22 protein-coding genes are annotated in these 23,112 nt (G+C 68.6%); 21 read left to right on the top strand and 1 reads right to left on the bottom strand.

Going from position 1 to position 23,112, the window contains the following annotated elements; genetic code table 11:
• The 18 genes from ABT130_RS33560 to ABT130_RS33475 form a co-directional block, all read left to right on the top strand.
• Positions 1-239: hypothetical protein (locus ABT130_RS33560; RefSeq protein WP_350962321.1), on the top strand; the 239-nt coding region annotated here is incomplete at its 5' end.
• 325 nt (positions 240-564) lie between these two features.
• Positions 565-1,974, top strand: coding sequence for an ABC transporter substrate-binding protein (locus tag ABT130_RS33555; RefSeq protein WP_350962319.1), 1,410 nt, complete (start codon positions 565-567; stop codon positions 1,972-1,974).
• 459 nt (positions 1,975-2,433) lie between these two features.
• Positions 2,434-3,282: an ABC transporter ATP-binding protein gene (locus ABT130_RS33550; protein ID WP_350929865.1), complete on the top strand. Its 849-nt coding sequence runs from the start codon at positions 2,434-2,436 to the stop codon at positions 3,280-3,282.
• Between the two features lie 9 nt (positions 3,283-3,291).
• Complete coding sequence (locus ABT130_RS33545; RefSeq protein ID WP_350962317.1) at positions 3,292-4,215, top strand: ABC transporter permease; 924 nt, start codon at positions 3,292-3,294, stop codon at positions 4,213-4,215.
• Positions 4,212-5,105, top strand: a complete 894-nt coding sequence (locus tag ABT130_RS33540) for an ABC transporter permease (protein ID WP_350929867.1) — start codon at positions 4,212-4,214, stop codon at positions 5,103-5,105. Before ABT130_RS33545 ends, ABT130_RS33540 begins: the two co-directional genes overlap by 4 nt.
• A 1-nt stretch (position 5,106) precedes the next feature.
• Positions 5,107-6,111, top strand: coding sequence for an ABC transporter ATP-binding protein (locus ABT130_RS33535; RefSeq protein ID WP_350962315.1), 1,005 nt, complete (start codon positions 5,107-5,109; stop codon positions 6,109-6,111).
• Complete coding sequence (locus tag ABT130_RS33530) at positions 6,108-6,872, top strand: enoyl-CoA hydratase/isomerase family protein (RefSeq protein ID WP_350962312.1); 765 nt, start codon at positions 6,108-6,110, stop codon at positions 6,870-6,872. The genes ABT130_RS33535 and ABT130_RS33530 overlap by 4 nt, the downstream gene beginning before the upstream one ends.
• A 52-nt stretch (positions 6,873-6,924) precedes the next feature.
• Positions 6,925-7,980, top strand: a complete 1,056-nt coding sequence (locus ABT130_RS33525) for an LLM class flavin-dependent oxidoreductase (protein WP_350962310.1) — start codon at positions 6,925-6,927, stop codon at positions 7,978-7,980.
• Between the two features lie 8 nt (positions 7,981-7,988).
• On the top strand, positions 7,989-9,527 hold the full coding sequence (locus tag ABT130_RS33520; RefSeq protein WP_350962307.1) for a long-chain-fatty-acid--CoA ligase: 1,539 nt from the start codon (positions 7,989-7,991) through the stop codon (positions 9,525-9,527).
• Between the two features lie 84 nt (positions 9,528-9,611).
• Positions 9,612-10,253: a TetR-type transcription factor C-terminal domain-containing protein gene (locus tag ABT130_RS33515; protein ID WP_350929872.1), complete on the top strand. Its 642-nt coding sequence runs from the start codon at positions 9,612-9,614 to the stop codon at positions 10,251-10,253.
• Positions 10,254-10,555: 302 nt separating this feature from the next.
• Positions 10,556-11,602 (top strand): LLM class flavin-dependent oxidoreductase, encoded by a 1,047-nt coding sequence (locus ABT130_RS33510; RefSeq protein WP_350929873.1) that lies wholly within the window; start codon positions 10,556-10,558, stop codon positions 11,600-11,602.
• A gap of 33 nt (positions 11,603-11,635) precedes the next feature.
• The gene (locus ABT130_RS33505; RefSeq protein WP_350929874.1) at positions 11,636-12,598 is read left to right on the top strand and encodes an enoyl-CoA hydratase-related protein; all 963 of its coding nucleotides are present in this window, start codon (positions 11,636-11,638) and stop codon (positions 12,596-12,598) included.
• Positions 12,599-12,624: 26 nt separating this feature from the next.
• Positions 12,625-13,155 (top strand): VOC family protein, encoded by a 531-nt coding sequence (locus tag ABT130_RS33500; protein ID WP_350962305.1) that lies wholly within the window; start codon positions 12,625-12,627, stop codon positions 13,153-13,155.
• Positions 13,155-14,153: an LLM class flavin-dependent oxidoreductase gene (locus tag ABT130_RS33495; protein ID WP_350962303.1), complete on the top strand. Its 999-nt coding sequence runs from the start codon at positions 13,155-13,157 to the stop codon at positions 14,151-14,153. Before ABT130_RS33500 ends, ABT130_RS33495 begins: the two co-directional genes overlap by 1 nt.
• A gap of 226 nt (positions 14,154-14,379) precedes the next feature.
• Entirely contained in the window at positions 14,380-16,560 is a 2,181-nt protein-coding gene (locus ABT130_RS33490; RefSeq protein ID WP_350962300.1) for an acetate--CoA ligase family protein, read from the top strand.
• Between the two features lie 162 nt (positions 16,561-16,722).
• Positions 16,723-18,303, top strand: a complete 1,581-nt coding sequence (locus ABT130_RS33485) for a class I adenylate-forming enzyme family protein (protein WP_350962299.1) — start codon at positions 16,723-16,725, stop codon at positions 18,301-18,303.
• Complete coding sequence (locus ABT130_RS33480) at positions 18,300-18,833, top strand: flavin reductase family protein (RefSeq protein WP_350962296.1); 534 nt, start codon at positions 18,300-18,302, stop codon at positions 18,831-18,833. The genes ABT130_RS33485 and ABT130_RS33480 overlap by 4 nt, the downstream gene beginning before the upstream one ends.
• Complete coding sequence (locus tag ABT130_RS33475; protein ID WP_350962293.1) at positions 18,823-19,872, top strand: MBL fold metallo-hydrolase; 1,050 nt, start codon at positions 18,823-18,825, stop codon at positions 19,870-19,872. Before ABT130_RS33480 ends, ABT130_RS33475 begins: the two co-directional genes overlap by 11 nt.
• 48 nt (positions 19,873-19,920) lie before the next feature.
• On the opposite strand, the gene ABT130_RS33470 is transcribed toward ABT130_RS33475, so the two are convergent.
• On the bottom strand, positions 19,921-20,295 hold the full coding sequence (locus ABT130_RS33470; RefSeq protein WP_350962291.1) for a VOC family protein: 375 nt from the start codon (positions 20,293-20,295) through the stop codon (positions 19,921-19,923).
• A gap of 105 nt (positions 20,296-20,400) precedes the next feature.
• Between ABT130_RS33470 and ABT130_RS33465 the strand changes: the two genes are divergently transcribed.
• From ABT130_RS33465 to ABT130_RS33455, 3 genes are all read left to right on the top strand, one after another.
• Positions 20,401-21,594 (top strand): acyl-CoA dehydrogenase family protein, encoded by a 1,194-nt coding sequence (locus ABT130_RS33465; RefSeq protein WP_350962288.1) that lies wholly within the window; start codon positions 20,401-20,403, stop codon positions 21,592-21,594.
• Positions 21,591-21,803, top strand: coding sequence for a hypothetical protein (locus ABT130_RS33460; RefSeq protein ID WP_350962285.1), 213 nt, complete (start codon positions 21,591-21,593; stop codon positions 21,801-21,803). Before ABT130_RS33465 ends, ABT130_RS33460 begins: the two co-directional genes overlap by 4 nt.
• A 61-nt stretch (positions 21,804-21,864) precedes the next feature.
• Positions 21,865-23,112, top strand: a complete 1,248-nt coding sequence (locus ABT130_RS33455; RefSeq protein ID WP_350962282.1) for an MFS transporter — start codon at positions 21,865-21,867, stop codon at positions 23,110-23,112.

Raw genomic sequence — 23,112 nt, 5'->3', positions numbered from 1 at the left:
CCGCCGAGGCGGCCGTGGCCCTGCGGCAGGACCGGCTGGAGGAGGAGGCGGAGCAGGTCAGGCCGCTGGCCGAGGCCGACAGGACTCAGCCGATGCGGCTGAGCGCGCCCGACCGGGCCGGACGCTCACGCCTCCGGCCGGAGATCTCCGGCGATTCTCCGGTGGCGGCCAGGTCACGACGGCTTTTCGCCCCGGGTCGTACACCGGTTCATTCTTCCGGCAATGTTAACGGTGGGTAACGATCCCTTGTCGTTGACATGATCTAGATCACGCGGCTACGGTTACATCCCGACCGGTTGGAACTGAAGTCGCGTAGTGGAGAACGCTCCGCGACCCAACGTCTCCGCGAATCACGCGGTAGACGCGCACGTCCTTCTCTCTCCCCCCAGCGAGTCGTTCTACAGGAGCGCCATGCGATCTCTTCGGCGTTGTACACGGCAGGTACGTCTACTGTCAGTCCTGTCCATGGCGGTCATCATGTTGACCGCGTGTTCGAGTTCAGCGGGGACCAGCTCTGGTCAGGCGACCGGCGGTTCCGCCTCCGGCGCGCACCCACTGAGAGTGGTGCTCCCGGCGGAGCCGGCTACTTTCAACCCGGCACTCGCGCTCTACAGCACCCTGCGCATCGTGGGGCCGGTATTCGACCCGTTGGTCGGTTTCGACAAGGAGACGCTGGAGCCGAACGACTCCGGTCTGCTCACCTCCTGGGAACGGGTCTCGCCGACCGAGTGGCGATTCAAGGTCCGGGAGGGTGTGAAGTTCCACAATGGCGAGGAGTGGAACGCTACAGCGGCCGCTTTCACCATCGAAAAGTATCGGGACGAGCCGAAAAGCGGTTTCGCCCCGTACTACGCGCGGGTCACGGACGTGAAGGCCGAACCGGATGGCTCGCTGCTGGTGACGACGAACGTTCCCTACATCGCGATGCCGAAGGTGCTGACCACCGCGATGGGCCTGCCGCCGAAGTACTACGCGGAGGTGACCGGGGACAATTTCGGGAACAAGCCGATCGGTACCGGGCCCTTTGAGTTCGATTCGCTCCAGGCCGGCCAGAAATTCTCGGTCAAGGCGTTCAAGGGTTACTGGCGGGGTGCGCCCAAGCTGGAGGGAATCACCTACTCGTGGGCCGCGGACGCGTCCACCCGCGCCGCACTGCTGCAGAGCGGTGGCGCCGACCTGGTCTCCGACCTCCCGAACGAGCTCATCGAGGAAGTCGACAGCGCACCCGGCACCAATGTTCTCTCCGCGCCGTCCCTTTACAAGATGGCGCTCAGCATGAACTCGAATGACGGCACGCTGAAGGATCCGAACCTCCGGAAGGCCGTGCAGGCGGCGATCGACTACGACGCCATCGTCAAGACGCTCTTCGGAGACGTCGGAGCACGGAAGTCGCCCTACTTCATCGGAGACCTGCTTCCGGAGAAGCCCGAGATCGGCTACCAGAAGTACGACCAGGCCAAGGCGAAGGCGCTGGTCGGCGCCAGTGGCGGGACGCCCAGGCTCCGGTACCTGTACACGACGGGTTTCTACCCGAAGGACAAGCAGGTCGGCGAGGCGGTCTCGGCGATGCTGGAGGCGGTGGGCTTCCAGGTCGAGCAGGTTCCGATGGAGAACGCCGCGCTCCGCAAGGAGCGCAACACCGGGAACTACTCGATGTACATGGTGCAGAACTTCCCCGTCTTCGCCCACCCGGACTCGTTCATCGCCTTCTTCACCGGGAAGAACGCGGCGGTGAAGTACTGCACCGACCCGGCGGGCTATGACGCTCTGACCGCGGAGGCGCTCTCGGCGAAGGAGCAGGAGGCGAGTGACCAGGTCTACGACCGGGTCGAGAAGAAGGTCCTGGACTCCGACGCCTGCAACGCGGTGCTCTACGACCAGGTGATCTCCTACGGCATGACCGACAAGGTCAAGGGGTTCAAGTCCGCGCTCGACGCGGTCCCCTCGATGTACGAGGTCACGCTTGACAGCTGATTCGGGGCACCGGGGGTCTTCCGCCGAAACGGCGGAGGACCCCCACCTTCGCGTGGCGGAGCGGCCGGTGGGGGATTCTGGCGCGAACCCTGGTCTTTGACTGGTCGAGAGTGGATCCGGCCACCGCGCCCTACTGGGAAGGAGATGGGCAGACTCCCGTTCGGGCGCCCAGCCGCAGACGATCCGCTGTACGACTTTGTCCCACGATCGACTGATAGGTAAGTGATTGATGGGACATATGTCTTCTTGTATAAGGAATGTCTTGACCGTCCAGATCGGCTTCACTACGGTGAACATACCGACCGGCCGTTATCCATACCGTGAGTTTGAGATCACCGACCTGAGCCGGAGTGGCGATTCCATGCCCGTCGGGAGTCGGTGCCCGCGCTCACCATCGGGTTCTCACCTTCTCGGGGAACCGTTTTCTGTCACAGGCGCTGTCCGTCAAGGGAGGTCCGGATGACTGAGGAACGACGCATACTCGACGTCGACCGCCTGTCCGTCGTGCACCGCGCTCGGGGCCGCAGAGGCCATCCCGTCGTCGCGGTCGACGACGTCTCACTCGGCGTCGGCGCCGGCGAGATCGTCGGAGTCGTCGGCGAGTCGGGATCGGGGAAGACCTCGCTGGCGATGGCGGTCGCCGGCCTGGGGAAGATCTCCACCGGTAAGGTCACGGTCTCCGGCATCGAGGTCGGCAAGCGGCTCTCGCGGAGCGCCAGGGCGGAGATCCAGGTGATCCTGCAGGATCCGCACGGCTCTCTCGACCCCCGCCAGAGCGTGCGTCGTGGGCTGCGGGAGCTGCGCGGCATCCATTCCGCGCGGACCGCCTGGGTGACGGACGAGGAACTGCTCGCCAAGGTCGGGTTGACCGCCGACCTGCTCGACAGGCTGCCTCATCAGATGAGTGGTGGCCAGGCACAGCGAGTCTCGATCGCCCGCGCTCTGCTGCTCCGCCCGAGCCTGCTGCTCGCCGACGAACCGACGTCGGCTCTCGACGTGTCGGTCCAGGCGCAGATCCTCCGGCTGCTCCTAGAGCTGCGTCGCACCGAGGGACTGGCGATCCTGTTCATCAGTCACGACCTCGCCGTGGTGCGCGCCGTCTGCGATCAGGTGCACGTGATGCTGCGCGGCCAGGTCGTCGAGCACGGGGTCACCGCGGAGGTCTTCGACCGTCCCGCGCACGAGTACACCCGCAGGCTACTGGCGGCGATTCCCGGCAGGCAGACGGTGAACTCGGCGGAGCAGGCTCATGTGTCAGACGACTCGATCCCCGGTGACGGTCATCGATCTCCCACCCCCGTTCTTTGAGAGGCCGACGTGATTAGGTTCCTCGCGGGCAAGGCGGTGCAGGGTATCGCCACCCTGATCATCGCGGTGTCCGTCGCCTTCTTCCTCGCCCGTGGTACCGGCAACCCGGTGAGGGAGATGCTCGGTGATCTCGCCAGCGCCGAGCAGGTCGCCCAGCTCAACGCCCAGCTCGGTCTTGACCGGCCGCTCTCCGTCCAGTACCTCCACTTTCTGGGGGACCTCGTGACCGGGAACCTGGGCGACTCGCTCCGATACGGCTCCAGCAACCTGGAGCTCATCCAGAGCCGGCTGCCGGCGTCGATCCAGCTGGCGGCGGCCGCGATGTTCATCGCAGTGCTCTTCGGCGTGCCCCTGGGTATCTGGGCCGCGCTGCGGGAAGGCCGGCTGGCGGACCGGCTGGCCTCGGCCGTGGCGCTGATAGGCCAGTCGATCCCGCTGTTCTGGCTCGGTCTGATGCTGATCCTGCTGTTCGCGGTGAGCCTCGGCTGGCTACCCGCCGGGCAGTCCACCGGGTTCAGCTCGCTGATCCTGCCCGCCGTGACACTGTCCACGTTACCGATGGCACAGATCGCGCGTCTCACCAGATCGAGCATGTCCGAGGTACTGGGCGAGGCGTTTCTCTCCGCCGCCCAGGCCCGCGGCATTCCCTGGTGGCGGATCGTGCTGATCCACGCCCTCCAGAACGCCTCGCTCCCGGTGATCACGATCATCGCCCTTCAGGCGGGAACCCTGCTCTCCGGGGCGATCACGGTCGAGTTCGTCTTCGCCTGGCCCGGACTCGGCACCCTTGCCACCCAGGCGGTTCAGACGAGGGACTTCTCCCTGATCCAGGCGATCGTGGTCTTTGGAGCCGCGGTGTTCGTGGTCGTGAACCTGATCGTCGACCTCCTCTACGGCGTCCTGGACCCGCGAATTCGGGACGGTGTCGCATGACCACGATCAACACGATCCAGAAGTCCCCGCGGACCACGCGGAAGCCCTCGGTGGCGCGGGCCCGCGGTACGGGCTCCGTGCTGGCCTTCGGGCTGCCGTTGGCGGTGATCGGTCTCATCTGCCTCGCCGCACCGCTGCTGCCGCTGCCGGACCCGGCGCTGCAGACACTCGGAGACGCGCTCCAGCCACCGGTCTGGATGGACGGCGGCAACTGGTCGCATCCGCTGGGCACCGATCACCTCGGGCGTGACGTCCTGTCCCGGATCGTCCACGGCGGCCAGCTCACCTTCGTCATCGCGATCGTCGGCATGCTGGCCGGGGCCATCCCCGGCACGCTGGCCGGACTGGTGAGCGGGTTCTACCGGGGAGCGGCCGACGCGGTGATCTCCCGGTTCGTCGAGGCGCAGCTCGCCCTGCCGTTCATCCTGCTGGCCATCGCGATCATCGCCAGCCGCGGACGTTCTCTCGCCGTTCTGATCCTCGTACTGGCTCTGATCGGCTGGGCGCAGTACGCCCGGGTGGTCCGCGCCGAGACGCTGTCGCTACGGGAGCGTCCGTTCGTACTCGGCCTGCGCTGCGCCGGTGTGCCGACCCTGCGGATCCTGCTCCGGCACATGCTGCCCAACCTCGCCGGCACCGTTCTCGTCCTCACCACCCTGCAGATAGGAACGGTGATCCTGGCGGAGAGCGCGCTCAGCTTCCTTGGTCTGGGCGTGGTGTCACCGCAGATCAGCTGGGGCGCGATGCTCGCGGACGGGCGCGACCAGCTCTCGCACGCCTGGTGGGTCGCGGCCTTCCCCGGCCTGGCGATCACGATCGTCGTACTGCTGGTGAACCTGCTCGGTGACGCCATGCGCTCCTGGCTCGACCCGAAGAAGCGGAGGTACTGACATGGGTACGGTTCTCGAACTCCGTGATCTCACCATTGAGGCGGCGACCGCCCGAGGCACGCAGGTGCTGGTGGACGCCGTGGACCTGACCCTCGAAGGGGGAGAGATCCTCGGTCTCATCGGGGAGTCGGGCAGCGGCAAGACGACCACGGTGCGGAGCGTCCTGGGCTTGCTGGACCGCAATGTCTCGGTGGCCTCAGGCGAGGTCGTCGTGCTGGGTGAGCAGGTCCAGGCGCCGGGAAGGCAGAACGTCGACAAGGTCCGCGGACGTCATGTCGGAATGGTCTTCCAGGGGGCGTCGTCCTCGCTCAACCCCCTGATGAGGGTACGGCGCCAGCTCCGTGAGGTGGTCCGCACCCACCTGCCGAAGCTCTCCCCCGAGGAACGGGACGCGCGGATCGCTCATGTGATCAGCCGGATGGGCTTCACCGAGGTGGATCGGGTGCTCGACTCCTTCCCCCATCAGCTCTCCGGGGGAATGCGCCAGCGGATCGCCATCGCACTCGCGGTGGTCACGGAGCCGGAGGTGCTGATCACCGACGAGTGCACCTCGGCGCTGGATGTGACCACCCAGGCGGAGGTCGTCGGCCTGCTCGGCTCGCTGACGGCCGGATCCGGGATGGGCACGGTGTTCGTGACCCACGACCTCATGCTGGCGAGCGAGATCTGTAACCGGATAGCGGTGATGTACGCCGGTCAGATCGTGGAGATGGGCACGGCGAAGGACGTCGTCCACCGTCCCCGGCACCCCTACACGCGGGCCCTGCTGGCGGCCATCCCGAGCTGGGACGGCGGCGAGATCAAGGCGATCGACGGGGCCGCTCCCAGGATCACCGAGGACTGGACGGGATGCCGGTTCGCCCCGCGCTGCCCCCGCGCCGAGCAGATCTGCACGGCCGGTCAGGTCCCGTGGGTCGAGGTCCCGGGTGGTGACCACGCGCGATGTCACTTCGCGCTGGAGAACGACCGGGGCGAGGCGTTCCTGCCCGCCTCGTCCCAGGCATGAGCGCCCTGACCGCGCCCGAGGGCCGGCCCGAGAGCCGGTTCGTCGCTTCGGTGGCCGACGGCCCGGTGGCGACGGTGACCTGGTCCCGGCCCGAGCGGCGCAACGCCATCGGACAGGAGGTCTGCGACGAACTGGTCGCCGCCCTGGAATGGCTGGCATCCCGGCCGGAGATCGGCGTCGTGGTGCTCCGGGCCGCTGGCCGGCCGTTCTGCGCCGGATGGGACGTCACCGACTTCGAGCGGCTGGCCGGTGCCGGTCCCGAGGCGCTGGCGTCGTTCTTCCGGCATGGCCGACGGCTGCTCGCGGCGATCAGCGCACTGCCACAGGTGACCGTGGCCGCTCCGGCGGGCCTGGTTCTCGGATTCGGCTGCGCCCTGCTGACCCGCTGCGACCTGGTGATAGCGGCGGACGACAGCCGTTTCGGGCTTCCGGAGGTCAGGCTCGGCATGCCGCCCGCCACCGTGATCCCGGAACTGCTCTCCGTCATGACGCGCCGCGCGGTGCTGGAGTGGGCGGTGACCGGGGAGCGGTTCGACGCGCGCCGGGCGATGGCGGACGGGCTGGTGACCTCGGTCGTCCCGGTCTCGGAGCACGACGAGGAGACGGTGCGGGTCGCCGGCCTGCTCTCCGGTCATCCGGACGGGGCGGTACGCGCCACCAAGGAACTCGTGGGGCGGCTCGCCGCGGCCGACGAGGGGGAGCGGGTGGCACTCGGGGTCGAATCGGCTCTGCGCCGTTTCGCCGGCCAGGCGCCCGCATGACACAGGCAGACGCGGCCGTGCGAACGGCACGGACCGACGAGGAGGAACGACGATGACCGAGACGAGACCCACCCGTCGCATCCGGGTCGGGATGTCACTCTCCGCGCACTACACGCCCGAGGCATCGGTCCGCGAGGGGCTGCGCGACACGATGGAGCAGGTGGCGCTGGCCGAGGAGATGGGCCTCGACACCATCCTGCTCGGGCACCATTACCTGACCCGCTCGCAGTTCCTGCAACCACTGTCGACGGTGGCCTACCTGGCCGCGCGCACCGAGCGGATCCGGCTGGGATTCGGCGTCTACCTGCTGCCGCTGCACAACCCGCTGGCGCTCGCCGAGGAGTTCGCGACCATCGACCAGCTCTCCGGAGGTCGTCTGATCCTCGGACTCGGCGCGGGCTACCGCAGCGTGGAGTTCCGCGCGTTCGGGATCCCCCTGGAGGAGCGGTTCAAACGGATGGAGGAGTACGTCGAGGTCCTCCGAGCCCTGTGGTCGGGGGAGCCGGTCACCAGGTCGGGCTCCTTCGGCGAACTGGACGGCGCCCGGGTGCTGCTGAAACCGGTCGAGCCCTCGGGGCCGCCGCTCTGGCTGGGGGCCTTCGGCCCGGTGGGCATGCGCCGGGTGGCCAGACTCGACGCCGCCTGGGCCGTCGCCCCCAACGGAACGGTCGAGGAGGTGGCCGAGCGGATGGCGATGTTCCGGGAGGCACTGGTCCAGCACGGGCGCTCCCTCGACCGTGACTACCCGCTGCTGCGAGAGGGTTGTGTCGCCCCGACACGACAGGCCGCCGTCGACGCGGCCGGCGCCTTCCTCGCGGAGCAGTACGAGAACTACCGCGGCTGGAAGCACGGTGCCTCGCTGGACGACCTGATCAGCGGGCATGCCGTGATCGGCTCACCCGAGGACGTCATCGAGAGGCTGAGCCGCTACGCGGAGATCGGCTACACCGACGTGGTGCTCCGGCTGCAGTGGACCGGGATGCCCCAGACCGACGTGCTGCGCTCGATCCGGCTGCTCGGCGAGGAGGTCATCCCCGCGCTGGCGGAGGTGCCAGTTGGCGAAACTTCTGAAGTCCTCCGGAAATCGATAGGAGAGGTCCGAATTTAATGACCGCGATGAACTTTGGGCGACTGGTCGATCTTCAGAGGGTACGCAGGGAGGCGGAGCCCGCGCTCATCACCGATGAGGACGTCTGGACGTACGGGCGTCTCGCCGACTCGGTCCACGCCACCGCCGCGTTCCTCGCCGAACGCGGTGTCGGGAAGGGCGACCGGGTCGCCGTACTCGGCATGAACTCGCCGGAGTACGTCTGCGCGGTGCTGGCCGTTTACCGGCTCGGGGCCATCGCGGTCCCGCTGAACTACCGGCTCCAGCGGGTGGAGCTCGAGTTCCTGGTTCGCGACTCGGGAGCGGTCGCGGTGATCTGTGAGACCGAGTTCGTGGAGGTCATGCACGAGATCTGCGAGGATCTGCGCCTGCGGGCGTCGGTGCAGCTCGACGGGGACGGTTGTGGTTCTCCCGGCTGGTCGCTCTTCGCCCAGGTGCTGGCGGACTACTCGGGCCGGGAGGTCCCGTCGGCGGAGGTCGCCTTCGACGACCCGCAACGGATCATGTACACCTCGGGAACCACCAGCCGTCCAAAGGGCGTGATCATCACGCACGGCATGGCCGCGCTGAACGTCATCGCCCAGACGAGCGAGCTCGGGCTCTCCTCGGCCGACCGGCTCCTCATCTCGTCCCCGCTGTACCACGTCGCGGCCTGGGACTCACCCGGCGTCGGCGCGCTCTTCAACGGCGGGGCGCTGGTGATAATGCGAAAGTTCGACGCGCCACTGGCACTCAGGCTCATCGAGGAGCACCAGGTCACCGGTGGTATCTTCGTGCAGGCGATTCTGCACAGCCTGCGGTCGGCCTCGGACGGCTCGCGGGACCTCTCCTCGCTCAAGTGGATCGTCTTCGGCGCGGCCGCCGGAGAGCTGTACCGCGAGGTCCGGGAGATGTTGCCGACGACCCGCCTGGTCCAGGCCTACGGCATGACGGAGGCGTGCAGCTCCATCGCCTACATGGACGTCGCACACGTCGTGTCGAAGCGTGGTTCCGTCGGCACGGCCGTGCCCTTCGTGGAGTATCGGGTGGTCGATGAGAACGAGAACGACGCCGGTCCGGGTGTTCAGGGTGAGGTGGTGCTCCGCGGCCCGAAGGTGACGCCCGGCTACTGGGGTGACGAGGAGCTGACCGCTCAGGCGTGGCGGGGTGGCTGGTTCCACACGGGTGACGTCGGAATGGTGGACGAGGACGGTTTCCTCTACATCACGGATCGGCTCAAGGACATGATCCGTTCCGGCGGGGAGAACGTCGCGAGCCAGGAGATCGAGCGGGTGATCTACACTCATCCTCTCGTGTCCGAGACGGCGGTGATCGGTGTGCCGCATCCGCGCTGGCAGGAGGTGCCGAAGGCGTACGTCGTGCTGAAGGCCGGCGCGACGCTGGCGGAGGACGATCTGCTCGGCTACTGCCGTGAACGTCTCGCGTCCTTCAAAACGCCGAAATCCGTGGCTTTCGTGGACAAGCTCCCCCGTAATCCCTCGGGAAAGGTGCTCAAGCGGGTGCTACGGGAATCCTCGGAGAAAACCGACTCGATGCTCCTCTCCTGACCTCGCGCACTGTGACGGCGGACGCCCTACCCTGTGTGGCAGATAACCACTGAGAAACCGTTCTAGGTAAGGGGGACGAGAACCATGGCACGTACCGCATCACGAGGTGGCCCCCGGGGCACCTATTCTCCCGCGGAGACGCGGCGGGCGCTGCTGGCAAGTGCACTGAAGCTGTTCGAGGTCGGCGGTTACCACGCGACGTCCGTGGAGGACATCGTGAAGGAGGCCAACCTGACCAAGGGGGCCTTGTATCATCACTTCTCCGGTAAGGAGGAGATCCTTCAGCAGATACAGGAGGAATACATCGACGACCGGCTCCGGAACTGCCGTCGCATTCTTGAGTCATTCGAGACCCCGGTCGAACGGTTGCGGCAGCTCATCCTTGAGTCATTGGTCGCCATCGACCAGTTCCGCGCCCATGTCACCGTGTTTACTCAGGAGCGCCGCTTCCTTACCGAGGAACGCTTCGCCGCGATAAAGAAAAAGCGCGACGAGCTCGACGCGATGTACGAGTTGGTGATCCGTCAAGGTATCGAAGAAGGGGTTTTCAACTCGGCCCTGCAACCACGTATCGCCAGCTTCGGAGTCCTGGGCATGCTGACCTCGGCGTACAACTGGTACCGCCCTGACGGCCTGCTGGCCGTCTCCGAAGTGGCCGACCAGCTCTCCGAGCTGGTCCTCGGAGGACTGATCTCGCCGACGAGCGGGGCTTCTTCCAGCCAGTAACGTCCCGACCGGTCGGTGTGAGAAAACGGGCACCGTCGCGTGCCCGGTTACTCGCCGGGCCCGGGGTGTCCGTCGTAGGCGGAGAACCTGGGGGCGCGCTCGGACGACCGCGCCTCTGAGGATGCCCTGTGATGCTGCTGACCTCGGCGTTGACGCCGTTCGGTGGAGGCCGTGGAACGGTCCCCGAACGCTGATGCGTCCGCCGGGGAAGTACCGGGAGTCCAGACATCCGGCACCTTGACGATCTCAGTTCGATACACGTAGCATACCTACTGGTCGGAATGTAACGAGGGGGTTGAAGCATGAAATTTGGCGTGATGAATCTGTTTCCGGCCGAGGGTGACGGAGACGACGCGCAGGTGCTGCGAGACACCATCGAGGAAATCCAGATCGCCGACGAACTGGGATTCGACTCGTGCTGGCTGGCGGAGCACCATTTCTCGCGCTACGGGATCCTCGGTAATCCGCTGATGCTGGGCACGGCGATCGCCGAGCGGACGCGCAACATCACCATTGGCACCGCAGTGGTCGTCGTCCCACTGCACGACCCGCTTCGCATCGCCGAGGACGCCGCGCTGCTTGACATCCTGTCCGACGGCCGTCTCGTGCTCGGCATCGGACGCGGCTACCAGCCGAGCGAGTTCCGAGGTTTCGGCAAGGACCGCGACGCCAACAAGGAGCTGTACGCGGAGATCGTCGACATCCTGAAGCTGGCGTGGACTCAGGAGAACTGGTCGTACGAGGGCAAGCACTTCCAGTACAGCGACATGAACGTCTTCCCGAAGCCCGTGACTCCGGGAGGGCCGCCGATCCTGCACGGCACGTCGTCACCGGAGACCTTCCGGCAGCGCGGGCTGGCCGGCGACCACATCATCGTGTCGTCCAGCTTCACGCCCATGCAGCGGATCAAGGAGAACTACGACTCCTACCGTGAGGCGCTCGTCGAAGGCGGGCACGAGAGCGGCGGTTTCGACCTCCCCTTCATGCAGCAGGTGTGGGTCGGCGGGAGTGCGGACGGTCTGCAGGCGGCGGCAGGGGCCGCGCTGAACTACTACCGCAGCGTCGGCAAGGTGATTCCCGGCTCCGACGAGGCGATCGAGTCGGAGCGGGCGTACTACGACAAGGTTCAGCGGAACATCGGTCTGCTCACCGTGGAGAAGACCCTGACCCACGGCGGCACCTTCGGGTCGGTGGACCGGGTGGTCGACACCCTCGGCCGGATCCGGGACGAACTGGGTGTCACCCACTACATCGGCTGGTTCCACATTCCCTCACTTGACCGCAGGCGTGCCATCGAGTCGATGGAGACCTTCGCCGCGAAGGTGATTCCCCAGCTCACCTCGGTCTGACGGTCGGCCCATTCCCAGTTCCTGGAGAGTTTGATGAAGAAGAGCGAGTACGAACTCCTGGCCTCTCAGTGGGACGCCGAAGGCATGGCGATCGACGAGAAGGCCATCGAGAACTCGGTGCTGTACGAGAAGGACCCGGAGAAGGCGGTCGCCTACATCATCTTCAATGTCCCGGAGAAGCTGAACGGCATCCCGGTGGCGGCTTTCGAGAGGGTCGGCGACCTGATCCGGGAGGCCGAGGTGGACGACGACGTTAAGACGATCGTCTTCAAGGGCAACGGCGACTGCTTCGGCTCCGGTGCGGACGCCGCCGAGCTGGGCTACTACATCGGCTACGGCAAGAACAAGAAGGGCGAGCGGGCGGGGCGTCCGGCGCAGCGCCAGCGCATTCTCCCGGACAGGAACCTCCTTTCCGAGAGCCTTGGAAACAAGGTCACGAACTGCCTGAAGGCGACGATCTGCCAGGTGCACGGTTACTGCTACGGCGGCCACATGAAGATCGCACTGGGTGCCGACATGATCGTCGCCTCGCCGGACGCCCAGTTCACCCATCCGGCCTTCCGCTACCTCGGCTCCGCCCCGCAGGACATGTACCTGTGGATCGAGAACCTGGGGCTGAAGAAGATGAAGGAGATCATGCTGACGATGCGGCCCCTCACCGCGGAGGAGGGGGAGCGCATCGGCTTCGTCAACCAGGTGGTGCCCAGAGAGGAGCTGGACGCCGCCGTCGACGAGTACGTCACGGCCATCTCGTTCATGCCGCTGGACGGCCTGATGATCGGCAAGTCGATGATGCGCATCGCCATGGAGGCTCGCGGCAAGGGCGTCGGCGAGGTGGGCAACTGGATCGGGCACGCTTGGGCCACGAACCTTTCGCTGGCGGAGGGCGAGTACAACTTCGTCAAGGAGCGGCGGGACAAGGGCCTTGCCCAGGCGCTCAGGGACCGGGACGCCGCGGTCGCGCCGAGGTTCCGGCTCGGAGGAAAGCTCGGCTGACGTCCACTATCGAAGGAGAGTTGCCGATGGTCGGCGAGATCCACCACATCGCGGTCAGTGTTCGCGATCTTGAGAAGTCCATCCCGTTCTATCGCGACGGGCTCGGGCTGCGCATGACCTTGGACATGCGGGTGGGCAACGAGACGATGCACAAGCGGCTGCGGACACCTCCGGGCGCCGGGGGCAGGGCGGTGTACTTCCAGGGGCCGACGAAGATCGGGCAGCTGGAGCTGATCCAGTGGGACCTGCCGGTGCCGGAGGACTCCCACCCCAAGCGGCCGGGAGACCCGGGCGTCTTCTCCATATGTTTCCCGGTACCGGCCGACGAGATCCAGGACGTGTACGACCGTCTGGTCGGCATGGGGGTGGACTGCTACCACCCCCCGGCGACCAGCGTCCTGGACAACTACGGTCCGATCACCATGTTCATGTGCGAGGACCCGGATCAGATCCAGGTCGAGTTCGTCAGCCTGCCCACCCCGGAGCAGGTCCGTGCCTTCAGGGCCGCACAGCGAGCGGAAACGGCGTCAGCGGGCACGCCGGAACAGGAGCGATAATGAAGTTCGGCATCTTGGCGTCGCATCAGTACCTGCCGGAGGACGACCTGCGCCAGCGGCTCTACGAGCTGTGGGACCTGACCGAGCTGGCCGCCGAGCAGGGGTTTGACTCGATCTTCGCCATCAACCACTTTCTCGCGAACCTGCAGACACCGCAGACCATCTCGGTCGTCGCGAAACTGATCCAGCACTCCGGCAACATGACCGTCGGGACCAGCCTGGTGATCCTGCCCGCCTACCACGCTGTGCACATCGCGGAGGAGTTCGCGACCCTCGACCACATGGCCGGGGGAAGGCTGGTCCTGGGGGTGGGGGCGGGCTACCGGAACAACGAGTTCGCCGCCATGAACATCGACAAGCCCAACCGTTTCCGGAAGATGCACGAGCAGATCCGGTTGATCCGCGCGCTGTGGACCGGCGAAAGGGTGGACTTCGACGGCGAGTTCTACAGCGTCCACGACAGCATCTGCGTGAAGCCGTTCCAGCAGGGAGGTCCGCCGATCTGGGTCGGGGCCGGAGGCCCGATCTCGGTGCGGAAGGCCGCGGAGCTGGGCGACGCCTGGATCATTCCGGGTAACTCGCCGAAGCCCGGCTGGCATGTGAAGGCCATGGCCAATCACGACGACGCATTGGCCAAGGCCGGCAAGTCGCGTGAGGGCCGCGAGTACCCGATGATCGTGAACGTGTTCTGCGCCCCCACCACGCAGCTGGCCAGGGACACCGTGCGATCGAACGTCGAGCGGGAGTACTTCAACTACGCCGAGTACCCGCAGCTCGCCTTTCAGAAGGAAAAGTTCGAGTACATGTGGGAGAACCTGTTCATGGTGGGTGACCCCGACTTCGTGGCCGAGCGCATCGCGCGCCTGGAGGAGACCGGTGTGAACCACATCATCGCCCGGCCGTACTGGCTCGGGACGTCGCACGAACGAACGGTCGAGTCCGTCAAGCTGTTCGCGAAAGAGGTCATGCCGCGGTTCGCCGGTCTGGCCAGCGTCTGAGGGCGGACGGTGCCTCGCAGCACGGAGATCACATTCGCCGTGGCTGCCCACCTGGTCGGTGCGGCTCTCGTTCCCCCGAGTCTCCCGCCTGCGGAACGACGGAGCCGCGCGACCCGGTCGGCCCCGGCGAGCGGGGAACCTCTCCCGGGAGCCCTCTTCGACCGGAAGAGCATACCGACCGGACGGTACTAAAACGGGGAATCCACTGATTCGAAGGAAGAGCGGAATGAGCGCTACCAAGGATGTATCGACCGCGGCGCCGACGCGTGACCTCGGCGGTTTCTTCGCGCCACGGCGGGTGGCGTTGATCGGTGCGAGCGAGTCCTCCGGCTGGACCCGGCTCGTTCTCGCGGGCACGGACCTCTCGGCGGGACTCGACGACGTCGTCCTGGTGAACCCGCGACGCGGCATGGTGCACGGGCGACGGACCGTGCCGAGCCTGGACGCGCTGGACGAGCCGGTCGACCTCGCCTTCGTCATGGTCGGACCGGACCACGTGGCGGACCTCGTCGAGCAGGCGCTGGCGGCCGGTACCGGGGACTTCGTCGTGCTCTCGGCCGGTCTCGGTGAGGCGGGCCCCAAGGGCGCGGAACGACAGCGACGTCTGGTGGAGCTCTGCGCGGCCGGGGGCGCCCGGTTGCTCGGCCCGAACGTCAGCGGGTTCGTGAACGCCACGGACGGAGTGCGGCTGTTCGGCCTGCCGGTTCCGGACGGTCTGCCGACCGGCCGCGTGGGGGTCGTCATGCAGTCCGGAGGGTTGGCCACCCACGTGCTCAGCCTGGCGCGGAGCTGGGGCACGGGCCTGAGCCTGCTCGCCACCACCGGGAACGAGGCGGTGATCACCGCCACCGACGTGATCGACCACCTCGTCGACGACGAGGCCACGGATGTCATCGCGGTGTTCCTGGAGTCGGTGCGCGACCCCGCGGCGTTCAGGGCGGCCGCGCTGCGGGCGGCGGAGCGGGGCAAGCCGATCGTCGCACTGCACGTCGGCAGCTCGTCACTGGGACGCGAGGCGGCCCTGTCGCACACCGGGGCCCTGGTGGGCGACCACGCCTCCACGGTGGCGGCCCTGGAGGACCTTGGTGTCGTCCCGGTGCGTTCGATAGAGGACCTGGTGGCGACGGCGGCACTGCTCGGCCGCCACCCCCGGGGGCTGCGTGGACGCCGGCTCGCCGTCGTCGCCGCGTCGGGGGGAGCGTGCGAACTGATCGCCGACGCGGCCGAGCCGCTGGACTTCACGCTGCCTCCCTTCGCCGGTCCCCTGGCCAAGGCGCTGGTCGAGGAGATGCCCGCCTTCGCCGACGTCCAGAACCCCCTGGATGTGACGGGGTTCGTGGTCAAGGCGGCCGACCTTCCCTTCACCGCGACACGACTGGTGGCGGAGCACGGCGCCGACGACTACGACGTGACGATCCTGCAGTCCGTGGTGCTGCCGGCGGCGCCTGGACCGGACGAGGACGTGGTTCGGGCCCGGTTCGGGCGGCTCGCCCAGGCGATCAGGGACAGTCCGGTACCGGTGGTGCTCCAGACCGGTGCGGTCTTCGCGTTGAGCCCGTTCGCGCTGGAGATCGTCCGTGAGAACGACCTGGTCATCCTGCCGGGGATCGCGGCGGGGATGACCGCGCTCGACAGGTCCGCCAGGTACGCGGAGCTGCTGCCGCGCGCGCTGCGGGACCGGAGCCCCGCCGCGCCGGTGACCGGCGGCACCGCGGGCGCCGCCGCTTTCGAGCCGGAGAGGCTTCTGGTCGAGTACGGAGTGCCGGTACCCCCCAGCCGCCTGGCCCGCACGGCCGACGAGGCCGCGGAGGCGGCCGCCGAGCTGGGCTTCCCCGTGGTGCTCAAGGTGATCAGTGAGGACGTACCCCACAAATCCGATGTGGGGGGTGTGGTGCTCGATCTCCGCGATTCCGATGCCGTGCGGTCCGCCTTCGAGAAGATGCTGGCCGAGGTGGCGAGCCGGCTACCGGGCGCGGCGCTGGACGGAGCGCTGGTCGCCCCGATGCGTCCGGCGGGCGTGGAACTGCTGGTCAGCGTGATCAACGATCCGAACTGGGGTCCGCTGCTGACCGTGGGGTCCGGCGGGGTGCTGGCCGAGTTGCTGGAGGACGTCGTGGTCAGGCCGCTTCCAGTGCCTGAGCGGGACATCCCGGGCCTGCTGTCGGAGCTGCGCGTCTCGCGGCTGCTCGGCGGCTTTCGCGGTTCGGCGCCCGCCGACCTGGCAAGGGTGGCGGCCGCCGTGCACGGAGTGCAGCGACTCGCGACCGCCCTCGGCCCCGAGTTGCGGGCTGTCGAGGTGAACCCGCTGTGGGTCCGCGGAGACCAGGTGGAGGCGCTGGACCTGCTGGTCGAGTGGGCCACTCGGCCAAAGGTGGAGAAGGTGGACAGCGAGTCCGGCACGCAGTAATATTCCGACTAGTCGGTATCAAAATAATGGGCGCCGGAAGTGGGCCGCGGCTCACCCGAAGCGCCGGAGGGGCCCCGAGGGCAGGCGCGATGGGCGCGGCCGATCCGCCGGGAGAACGGAATCACGATGTTCGGCCACCGTGCCAACAGCCGAGGAGGACAGTTGAGGCGTAACCTCGTACACGACCTGGAGGCGCGGGCGAGCAGGTCGCCACACCGCATCGGACTCATTCATGAGGATGGCCGGACCTGGACGTACCGGCAGATCGACCAGGCCGCCTCGGCGGTCGCCCACGCCCTCGTCGAGCATGGATCGACGCCGGGCAGCCGGGTGGGCCTCTACCTCGCCAACAGCCCCGAGCTGGTCTTCGGTCTCGCCGGCTGCTGGAAGGCCGGTCTCGTTCCGGTCCCGATGAGCGGGCTCTACAACTCCGACGAGGTCCGATCGTGCATCGCCAAGACCGGGCCCGGCATGGTGGTCGCCGACCCGGCGAGGCTCCCCGAAGACGGCGTCGGCGTCCCGGTGCTCTCCCTTGACGTGGTCCGGACGGCGGGGGAGGCGGCTCGTGGTTCCGCCGAGAGCGACTCGCCGCCGGTCAGGGCCCCCGAGCCGGCCGACGAGGACGAGGGACTGCTGCTGTTCACCGGTGGTTCCACCGGAATGCCGAAGGCCGTGGCCGTCACCCACTCCGGCACGTACGCCTCGATGTCGACCCTCGCCCGGGCGCAGAAGGGGGGGCGGCAGCCGGAGGAGGGGCTGTACGCGCCGGCGGACGAGTCCGTGCCGCCGAACCTGGTGCTGCTGCCGCTCTTCCACGGCGGCGGCATCCAGTCCCTGCTGTTCGGCTGGCACGTCGGCAGGGCGGTGCTGCTGGTCGAGCGATTCTCCGTCGACCGGATCGCGCGGCTGGTGCCGCGCTACCGCGTCGACAATCTGTTCCTGCTGCCGACCATGGTGTACGACCTGACGCACACCGCCGAGCAGCTGGACATCTCCTCGGTACGCAAGGTGCTCGTCGCGGGGCAGCGGCTGGACCCCGAGCTGAAGGCCCTGTTCGAGCAGAGGTTCGGCGTCATCGTGATGTCCAACTACGGTTCGGCCGAGCTCGGCCACGTCGCGGGGTGGAATGCCCGGGACGTTCGTGAGGGGCGCTGGAAGCCGGGGTCGGTCGGCCGGATCTACGACGGTGTCGAGCTTGAGATCCGGGACGAGGGCGGCGCCTCCCGGGAGGCCGGGGAACAGGGCGAGATCTGGGTCAGGTCCACGCGCACCAAGGGCTACGTCGACGCGGACGGTGACGAGGCCTCGCTCGTGGAGAACGGCTGGGTCCGGTCCGGCGACATCGGCTACGTCGACGCCGACCGGGTGCTGTATCTCGTGGGGCGTAGCAGGGAGGTCATCAAGACCGGAGGTTTCCAGGTGTGGCCGGGGGAACTGGAGGCGGTCCTACGCCGGCATCCCGCGGTGGCCGACGTCGCGGTGGTCGGCGTGGCGGACGATCGCCTCGGCGAGGTGCCCAGGGCGTTCGTCGTCCCCACGGCGGGAACGGCGGTGGGAACGGCGATGGCCGACGAGCTGATCGCCTGGTGCCGTGAGCGGCTCGCCCACTTCAAGAGCGTGCGGCAGGTGGCCTTCGTGGACGCGCTGCCCCGGAGCGAGGCAGGAAAGGTCCAGCGCGCGGCGCTTGTCGCCTCGGACGCGTCCCGGTCCTCCGGGGCGAACGACATCAAGGAGTCGGCATGACGACTGTTCCGATGACCGGATCGTCGCGCCAGGCCGGATCCTCCGGCGCGTCCGCGACGATCCCGGGAACGCACTTCCGGCGGGTGCTGGGAAACGTGCCGACCAGTGTCGCGGTGGTCGCCGGTATCGGGCCGGACGGGCAGCCGGTCGGACTGGCGATCGGCACGTTCACCTCCGTGTCCATGAATCCCCCGCTGATAGCTTTCTGCCCCGGTGAGAGCTCCACGAGCTGGCCCAAGATCCGGATGGCGAGGCGTTTCTGCGTGAACGTCCTCGCGGCCGGCCAGGAGGACGTCTGCGCGGCCTTCGCGAGCAAGCAGCCCGACAAGTTCCGCGGACTCTCCTGGGCGGCGGCGGGCAACGGCGCGCCGCGGTTGGAGAACGTGGTCGCCTGGGTGGAATGCGACCTGGAGGCCGAGTACCAGGCGGGCGACCACAGCATCGCCGTCGGCAGGGTGACGCACCTTGAGACGGGGACCGGAGAGATGCCGCTGGTCTTTCTCGGTGGGCGGTACCTCAGTGTCGACTGAGGCCGATCTGGCCTCGGCGGCTCGGCGGCCGATCGACTGGCGACCGGTTGAGATCCGTCCCGGCCTGTGGTCGATACCGGTCGCGATACCGATCGCCTCGCTCCAGGCGGTCAACGTCTATGTCCTCGAACTGGCGGGCGGTGGCATCGCGCTCGTGGACGCGGGCTGGGACAGCGAGGAGTCCTGGCGGAGCCTGCGAGACGGACTGACCTTCCTGGGACGGCGTCTTGACGAGGTGCGCAAGGTGGTCGTCACCCATGCCCATCCCGACCATCTCGGCCTCGCCTACCGGGTGGCGGGCGCGTCGGGGGCCGGCGTGCTGGTGCACGAGCTGGAGGCGGGACGGCTGCGGGGCGGCAGGAGCGGCCCGCTGAACTTCCGGCGAGCGCTCGAGGCCACCTATCCCCGCTGGGGCGTGCCTTCGGCGCGGGTCGAGGAGATGCTGGCCGCCAGCGCCCCCTCATCCGAGGAGTCCTGGACCGCTCCGGTCACGGGAGTGCCCGACGGGGCGATGCTGGATCTGCCCGGATGGTCGGTGCGGGCGGTGTGGACCCCCGGTCACACGCAGGGGCATCTCTGCCTGTACGACACCGGGCACCGGCTGCTGTTCTCCGGTGATCACGTGCTGCCGCGGATCACGCCGGGTGTCGGTGTGCACCCGGCCGAGGAGTCGGACGTCCTGGGGGACTTCCTGGCCTCCCTGCGAAAGGTGGCCGCGCTCGACGTCGAGGAGGTGCTGCCGGGGCATGAGAACCGGTTCTCCGGACTGCGCGAGAGGACCGGCTTCCTGGCCGGCCACCACGACCTGCGCCTCGACGAGGTGGAGTCGGTGGTCCGCGCGGACCCCGGGGTGTCCGGTTGGCAGGTGACGCGGCGCATCGGCTGGTCACGGCCCCTGGAGCGGTTCGGTTCCGCGATGGTCCGGGCCGCCGTCGCGGAGACCATGTCGCACCTCGTCCATCTCGAGACGCTCGGCCGCCTGGCGCGACTCGATCGGAACGGGGTGTCCACCGAGAGCTGGGTGCCTCGGGACTCCTGAGGCCGAGGCCGGTGCGGGCCGGGAGCGACCCGGCCCCGGGCCCGCCGGTCAGGCCTGCCGGGGGAGCGACCGGTAGATCGAGAGCACCACGGAGTCGCCGAGCCGGACCGCGGCCCGTTCCTCGTGCGCGGTCAGGGCCGGCGCCATGACGGACAGCGCGCCGGCGGCGATCAGCAGGTCGTGCGCGGCCGCGACATCGGCGACCTTGACGTTGAGGCTCACCGTCGCGCCGCCGGGCAACTCCTCGGCCACGGTCAGGGCCACGGTGACCCCACCCGCGTCCAGTGCGGTCCAGCGGGCGCCGTCCCTGACGGTGACCGGGAGGTCCGTCACGCGGCCCAGCAGCCTCTCGGCGGCGGCGGTGTCCTGGACCGCGACGGCGATGCCGCGGAGCACGCCACTCTGCTGGGGGGCCACGGTCATGATGGTCTCCTTCTCGGCCTGACGGCCGCCCGGCCGCTCACGACCCGGACGTTGACGGGGATGTGCACCCGATCATACCATCTGGTCGGTATCTAAGGACGGGTGATGATGTTCCAAGACTTCGGCTCCTTCCGTGACCGCCTTCATGAGATCGCCGTGGACGCGGTCCGACCACGGGCCGCCGAGATCGACGCCGACGGCCTTTACCCCGAGGACGTCCACCGGAGATTCGCCGCGGAAGGGCTGCTGGCTCTCAGCCTGCCGCCCGAGCTCGGCGGTCCCGACGGCCACGCCCCCCGGGGGGTCGTCGCGCTCACTCACGCCACCGAGGTGATGGCGCAGTACTCGAGCGCGGCGGCCCTGATGCTGCTGCTGTCCCGGTTGCCCGCGGCGCCCCTGCTCCTTGGGGGGACGCCGGAGCAGCGGCGGGAGCGGTTGATCCCCCTGGGGCGGGGCCGGAGCAGAGGCTCGTTCTGCATGTCCGAGCCGCAGGCCGGTAGCGATGTGCTGGGTGTGTCCACCCGCGCCGAGCCGGACGGCGACGGCTGGCTGCTCTCGGGTCACAAGAGCTGGGTCTCCGGCGCGGAGGAGGCCGACTGGTACGTGGTGGTCGCGACCACGGCCGACCCCGCCGAACGACGGCCGGACGCGCTGCGCGCCTTCATCGTGGACCGGGACGTCCCGGGGCTGAGCCTCCGGCTCCATCCCCGCTCGTCGGTCCGGGGAATGAGCCTGGGGGACATCGGACTCGACCGCGTGCGCGTCCCCGGCGACGCCATGCTGCCGGGTATCACCGGGCTCGGCCCTTTGCTGCGCTCGCTGGCGACCATGCGCCCCGTCGTCGCCGCGCGCGGGCTCGGCCTCGCCGAGGCGGCCCTGATGCACGCGGTGCGCTACGCGGAAACGCGCCAGGTCAACGGGGTGGCGCTGATCCGGCAACAGGGGATCCAGTGGGAACTGGCCCGAGCGGCCGCCGATGTCGAGGCGGCCAGGCTGCTGACCTACCGGGCCGCGGCCCTGGTGGAGAGCGGCGACAGCGGGCCGGATTCGGCCGGGCAACTGGCCGTGGCGAAACTGCACGCCACCGAGTGCGCGGTACGGGTGTCCGGGTTGGCCACGCAGATCTTCGGTGCCGCGGGAAGCGTCGCCGGACACCCGGCGGAACGGTTCTACCGCGACGCGCGGAACCTGACCGTGGTGGAGGGGACGTCGGAGATCCAGCTCGGCATCATCGCCCGCGGACTCCAGGACCGGCATATGTGGTGGGGATCGGCGAAGAAGAGGACGGTGCGTCAGTGAGCACGTGCGCGGGCCGGGTGGCCATCATCAGCGGTGCCGGACGAGGACTGGGAAGGTGCCACGCCGTCGCGCCGGTCGCCTGCACGCGGATGACCTCGGATCTGGTGACGGACCCGCGCGCGGTCGACGGGCCGGCGCCCGAGCAGGTCTCGCCGGCGGAGGACGTCGTGTTCGCCGACGGGTGGAACCAGCCGCCGGCCGGGGAGTGAGCGCGATGCGGATCGCGGTGACGGCCGGCGCCCCTGCCGGCGCGGTACGGTGCGTGCCGCCGTGGCGCCGGGCGTCGTGATGGCCGGACGCAGGTCCCCTTTCCAGGCACTCGCCGTGGTGAGCTATCGCTGGTTCGTCCTCGCCCAGGTGCTGGGCAACGGCGCGATGTGGATGCACCGCACCGCCCACGTGTGGCTCGTCGTCCAGATCTCCGGTGGTGACGGCGTGGCGGTCGGCGTGGTGACCGGCCTGCAGTACATCTCGATGATCCTGCTGGGGCTGAGCGGCGGCGCGCTCGGCGACCGGTTCGACAAGCGCCGGATCATGCTGATGACGCAGAGCGTCGTCGTGCTGGCCAGTGTCGTCCTCGCGGTGCTGATCGCCGGTGACGCCGTGACGCTGCCGATCGCCTACGTCTTCGCCGTCCTGCTGGGCGTTCCGGGAGCGCTGGACGCGCCCGTGCGGCTGGCCTACCCCCGGCAGCTCGTCCCGTACCGGTTCCTGGCCGCGGCGGTCGGGCTGAACGGCGCCGTCTTCCAGCTCGCGCGCGTCGCCGGGCCCGCCCTGGCCGGCGGCGTCATCGCCTTCTCCGGCACCGCCGCGGTGTTCGCCGTCGTCGCGCTGTTCGGCCTGGTCTCCTGCCTCGCGCTGGTGAGGGTGCGCCCGCTGCCCGGTGGTGAGAAGGCGGAGGCGGAGGAGCCCGCGGGCGGTCGCCGGGGTCTCGCGGACCTGCGCGCGCCGGCCTATCTCGTGCCGCTGCTGGGAGGGCTGATGCTCGGCATCGGCATGACCCACCTGCAACTGGCCATCCCGCTGCTGGTGGACTCCACGGAGAAGGACGCGGCGGGGAGCTTCGGCGCGTTGACGGCGATGATCGGGGCTGGCGGCATCGTGGGGGCGGGGCTGGCGGCGTCGCTGAGGTCCGAGCCGACCAACCGGACCCTGCTCGCCTGGTCGGCGCTCTTCGCCGCGGTGACGGTGCTGGTGTCCACGCTCCCGTCAGGGCTCATCCTGGCCGCCGGGCTGTTCGTCGCGGGTGTGACGATGCAGGTGTTCGGCACCTCGGCCATCTCGGCGCTGCAACTGCGCTCACCCGCGAACGTCCAGGGGCGCATGATGGCGCTGTACGTGATCGCCTTCTTCGTCTGGGTCCCGGCGGGGGCGCCGATCTTCGGCTGGTTCGCCAACCTGGTCGGAGCACGGCAGGCCCTGGGTGTCTCCGGACTCGTCTGCCTTGCCGTGGTCGGGCTGCTCGCGCTGTCCTTTCTGACCGGCCGCGCCGTGACGCGCGAGCAGCACCGGGAGTGA

The sequence above is a fragment of the Streptosporangium sp. NPDC001681 genome (assembly GCF_040298085.1).
Classification (GTDB): Bacteria; Actinomycetota; Actinomycetes; order Streptosporangiales; family Streptosporangiaceae; genus Streptosporangium.
Note: the sequence above shows the minus strand (reverse complement) of the source record. Positions and strands in the feature narration are given on the sequence as shown.

Coding starts and splice junctions, on each gene's coding strand:
- ABT130_RS33550 (WP_350929865.1), top strand. CDS start 2,434: ATGACTGAGGAACGACGCATACTCGACGTCGACCGCCTGTCCGTCGTG.
- ABT130_RS33540 (WP_350929867.1), top strand. CDS start 4,212: ATGACCACGATCAACACGATCCAGAAGTCCCCGCGGACCACGCGGAAG.
- ABT130_RS33535 (WP_350962315.1), top strand. CDS start 5,107: ATGGGTACGGTTCTCGAACTCCGTGATCTCACCATTGAGGCGGCGACC.
- ABT130_RS33530 (WP_350962312.1), top strand. CDS start 6,108: ATGAGCGCCCTGACCGCGCCCGAGGGCCGGCCCGAGAGCCGGTTCGTC.
- ABT130_RS33525 (WP_350962310.1), top strand. CDS start 6,925: ATGACCGAGACGAGACCCACCCGTCGCATCCGGGTCGGGATGTCACTC.
- ABT130_RS33520 (WP_350962307.1), top strand. CDS start 7,989: ATGAACTTTGGGCGACTGGTCGATCTTCAGAGGGTACGCAGGGAGGCG.
- ABT130_RS33515 (WP_350929872.1), top strand. CDS start 9,612: ATGGCACGTACCGCATCACGAGGTGGCCCCCGGGGCACCTATTCTCCC.
- ABT130_RS33510 (WP_350929873.1), top strand. CDS start 10,556: ATGAAATTTGGCGTGATGAATCTGTTTCCGGCCGAGGGTGACGGAGAC.
- ABT130_RS33505 (WP_350929874.1), top strand. CDS start 11,636: ATGAAGAAGAGCGAGTACGAACTCCTGGCCTCTCAGTGGGACGCCGAA.
- ABT130_RS33500 (WP_350962305.1), top strand. CDS start 12,625: ATGGTCGGCGAGATCCACCACATCGCGGTCAGTGTTCGCGATCTTGAG.
- ABT130_RS33495 (WP_350962303.1), top strand. CDS start 13,155: ATGAAGTTCGGCATCTTGGCGTCGCATCAGTACCTGCCGGAGGACGAC.
- ABT130_RS33490 (WP_350962300.1), top strand. CDS start 14,380: ATGAGCGCTACCAAGGATGTATCGACCGCGGCGCCGACGCGTGACCTC.
- ABT130_RS33480 (WP_350962296.1), top strand. CDS start 18,300: ATGACGACTGTTCCGATGACCGGATCGTCGCGCCAGGCCGGATCCTCC.
- ABT130_RS33470 (WP_350962291.1), bottom strand. CDS start 20,295: ATGACCGTGGCCCCCCAGCAGAGTGGCGTGCTCCGCGGCATCGCCGTC.
- ABT130_RS33465 (WP_350962288.1), top strand. CDS start 20,401: ATGATGTTCCAAGACTTCGGCTCCTTCCGTGACCGCCTTCATGAGATC.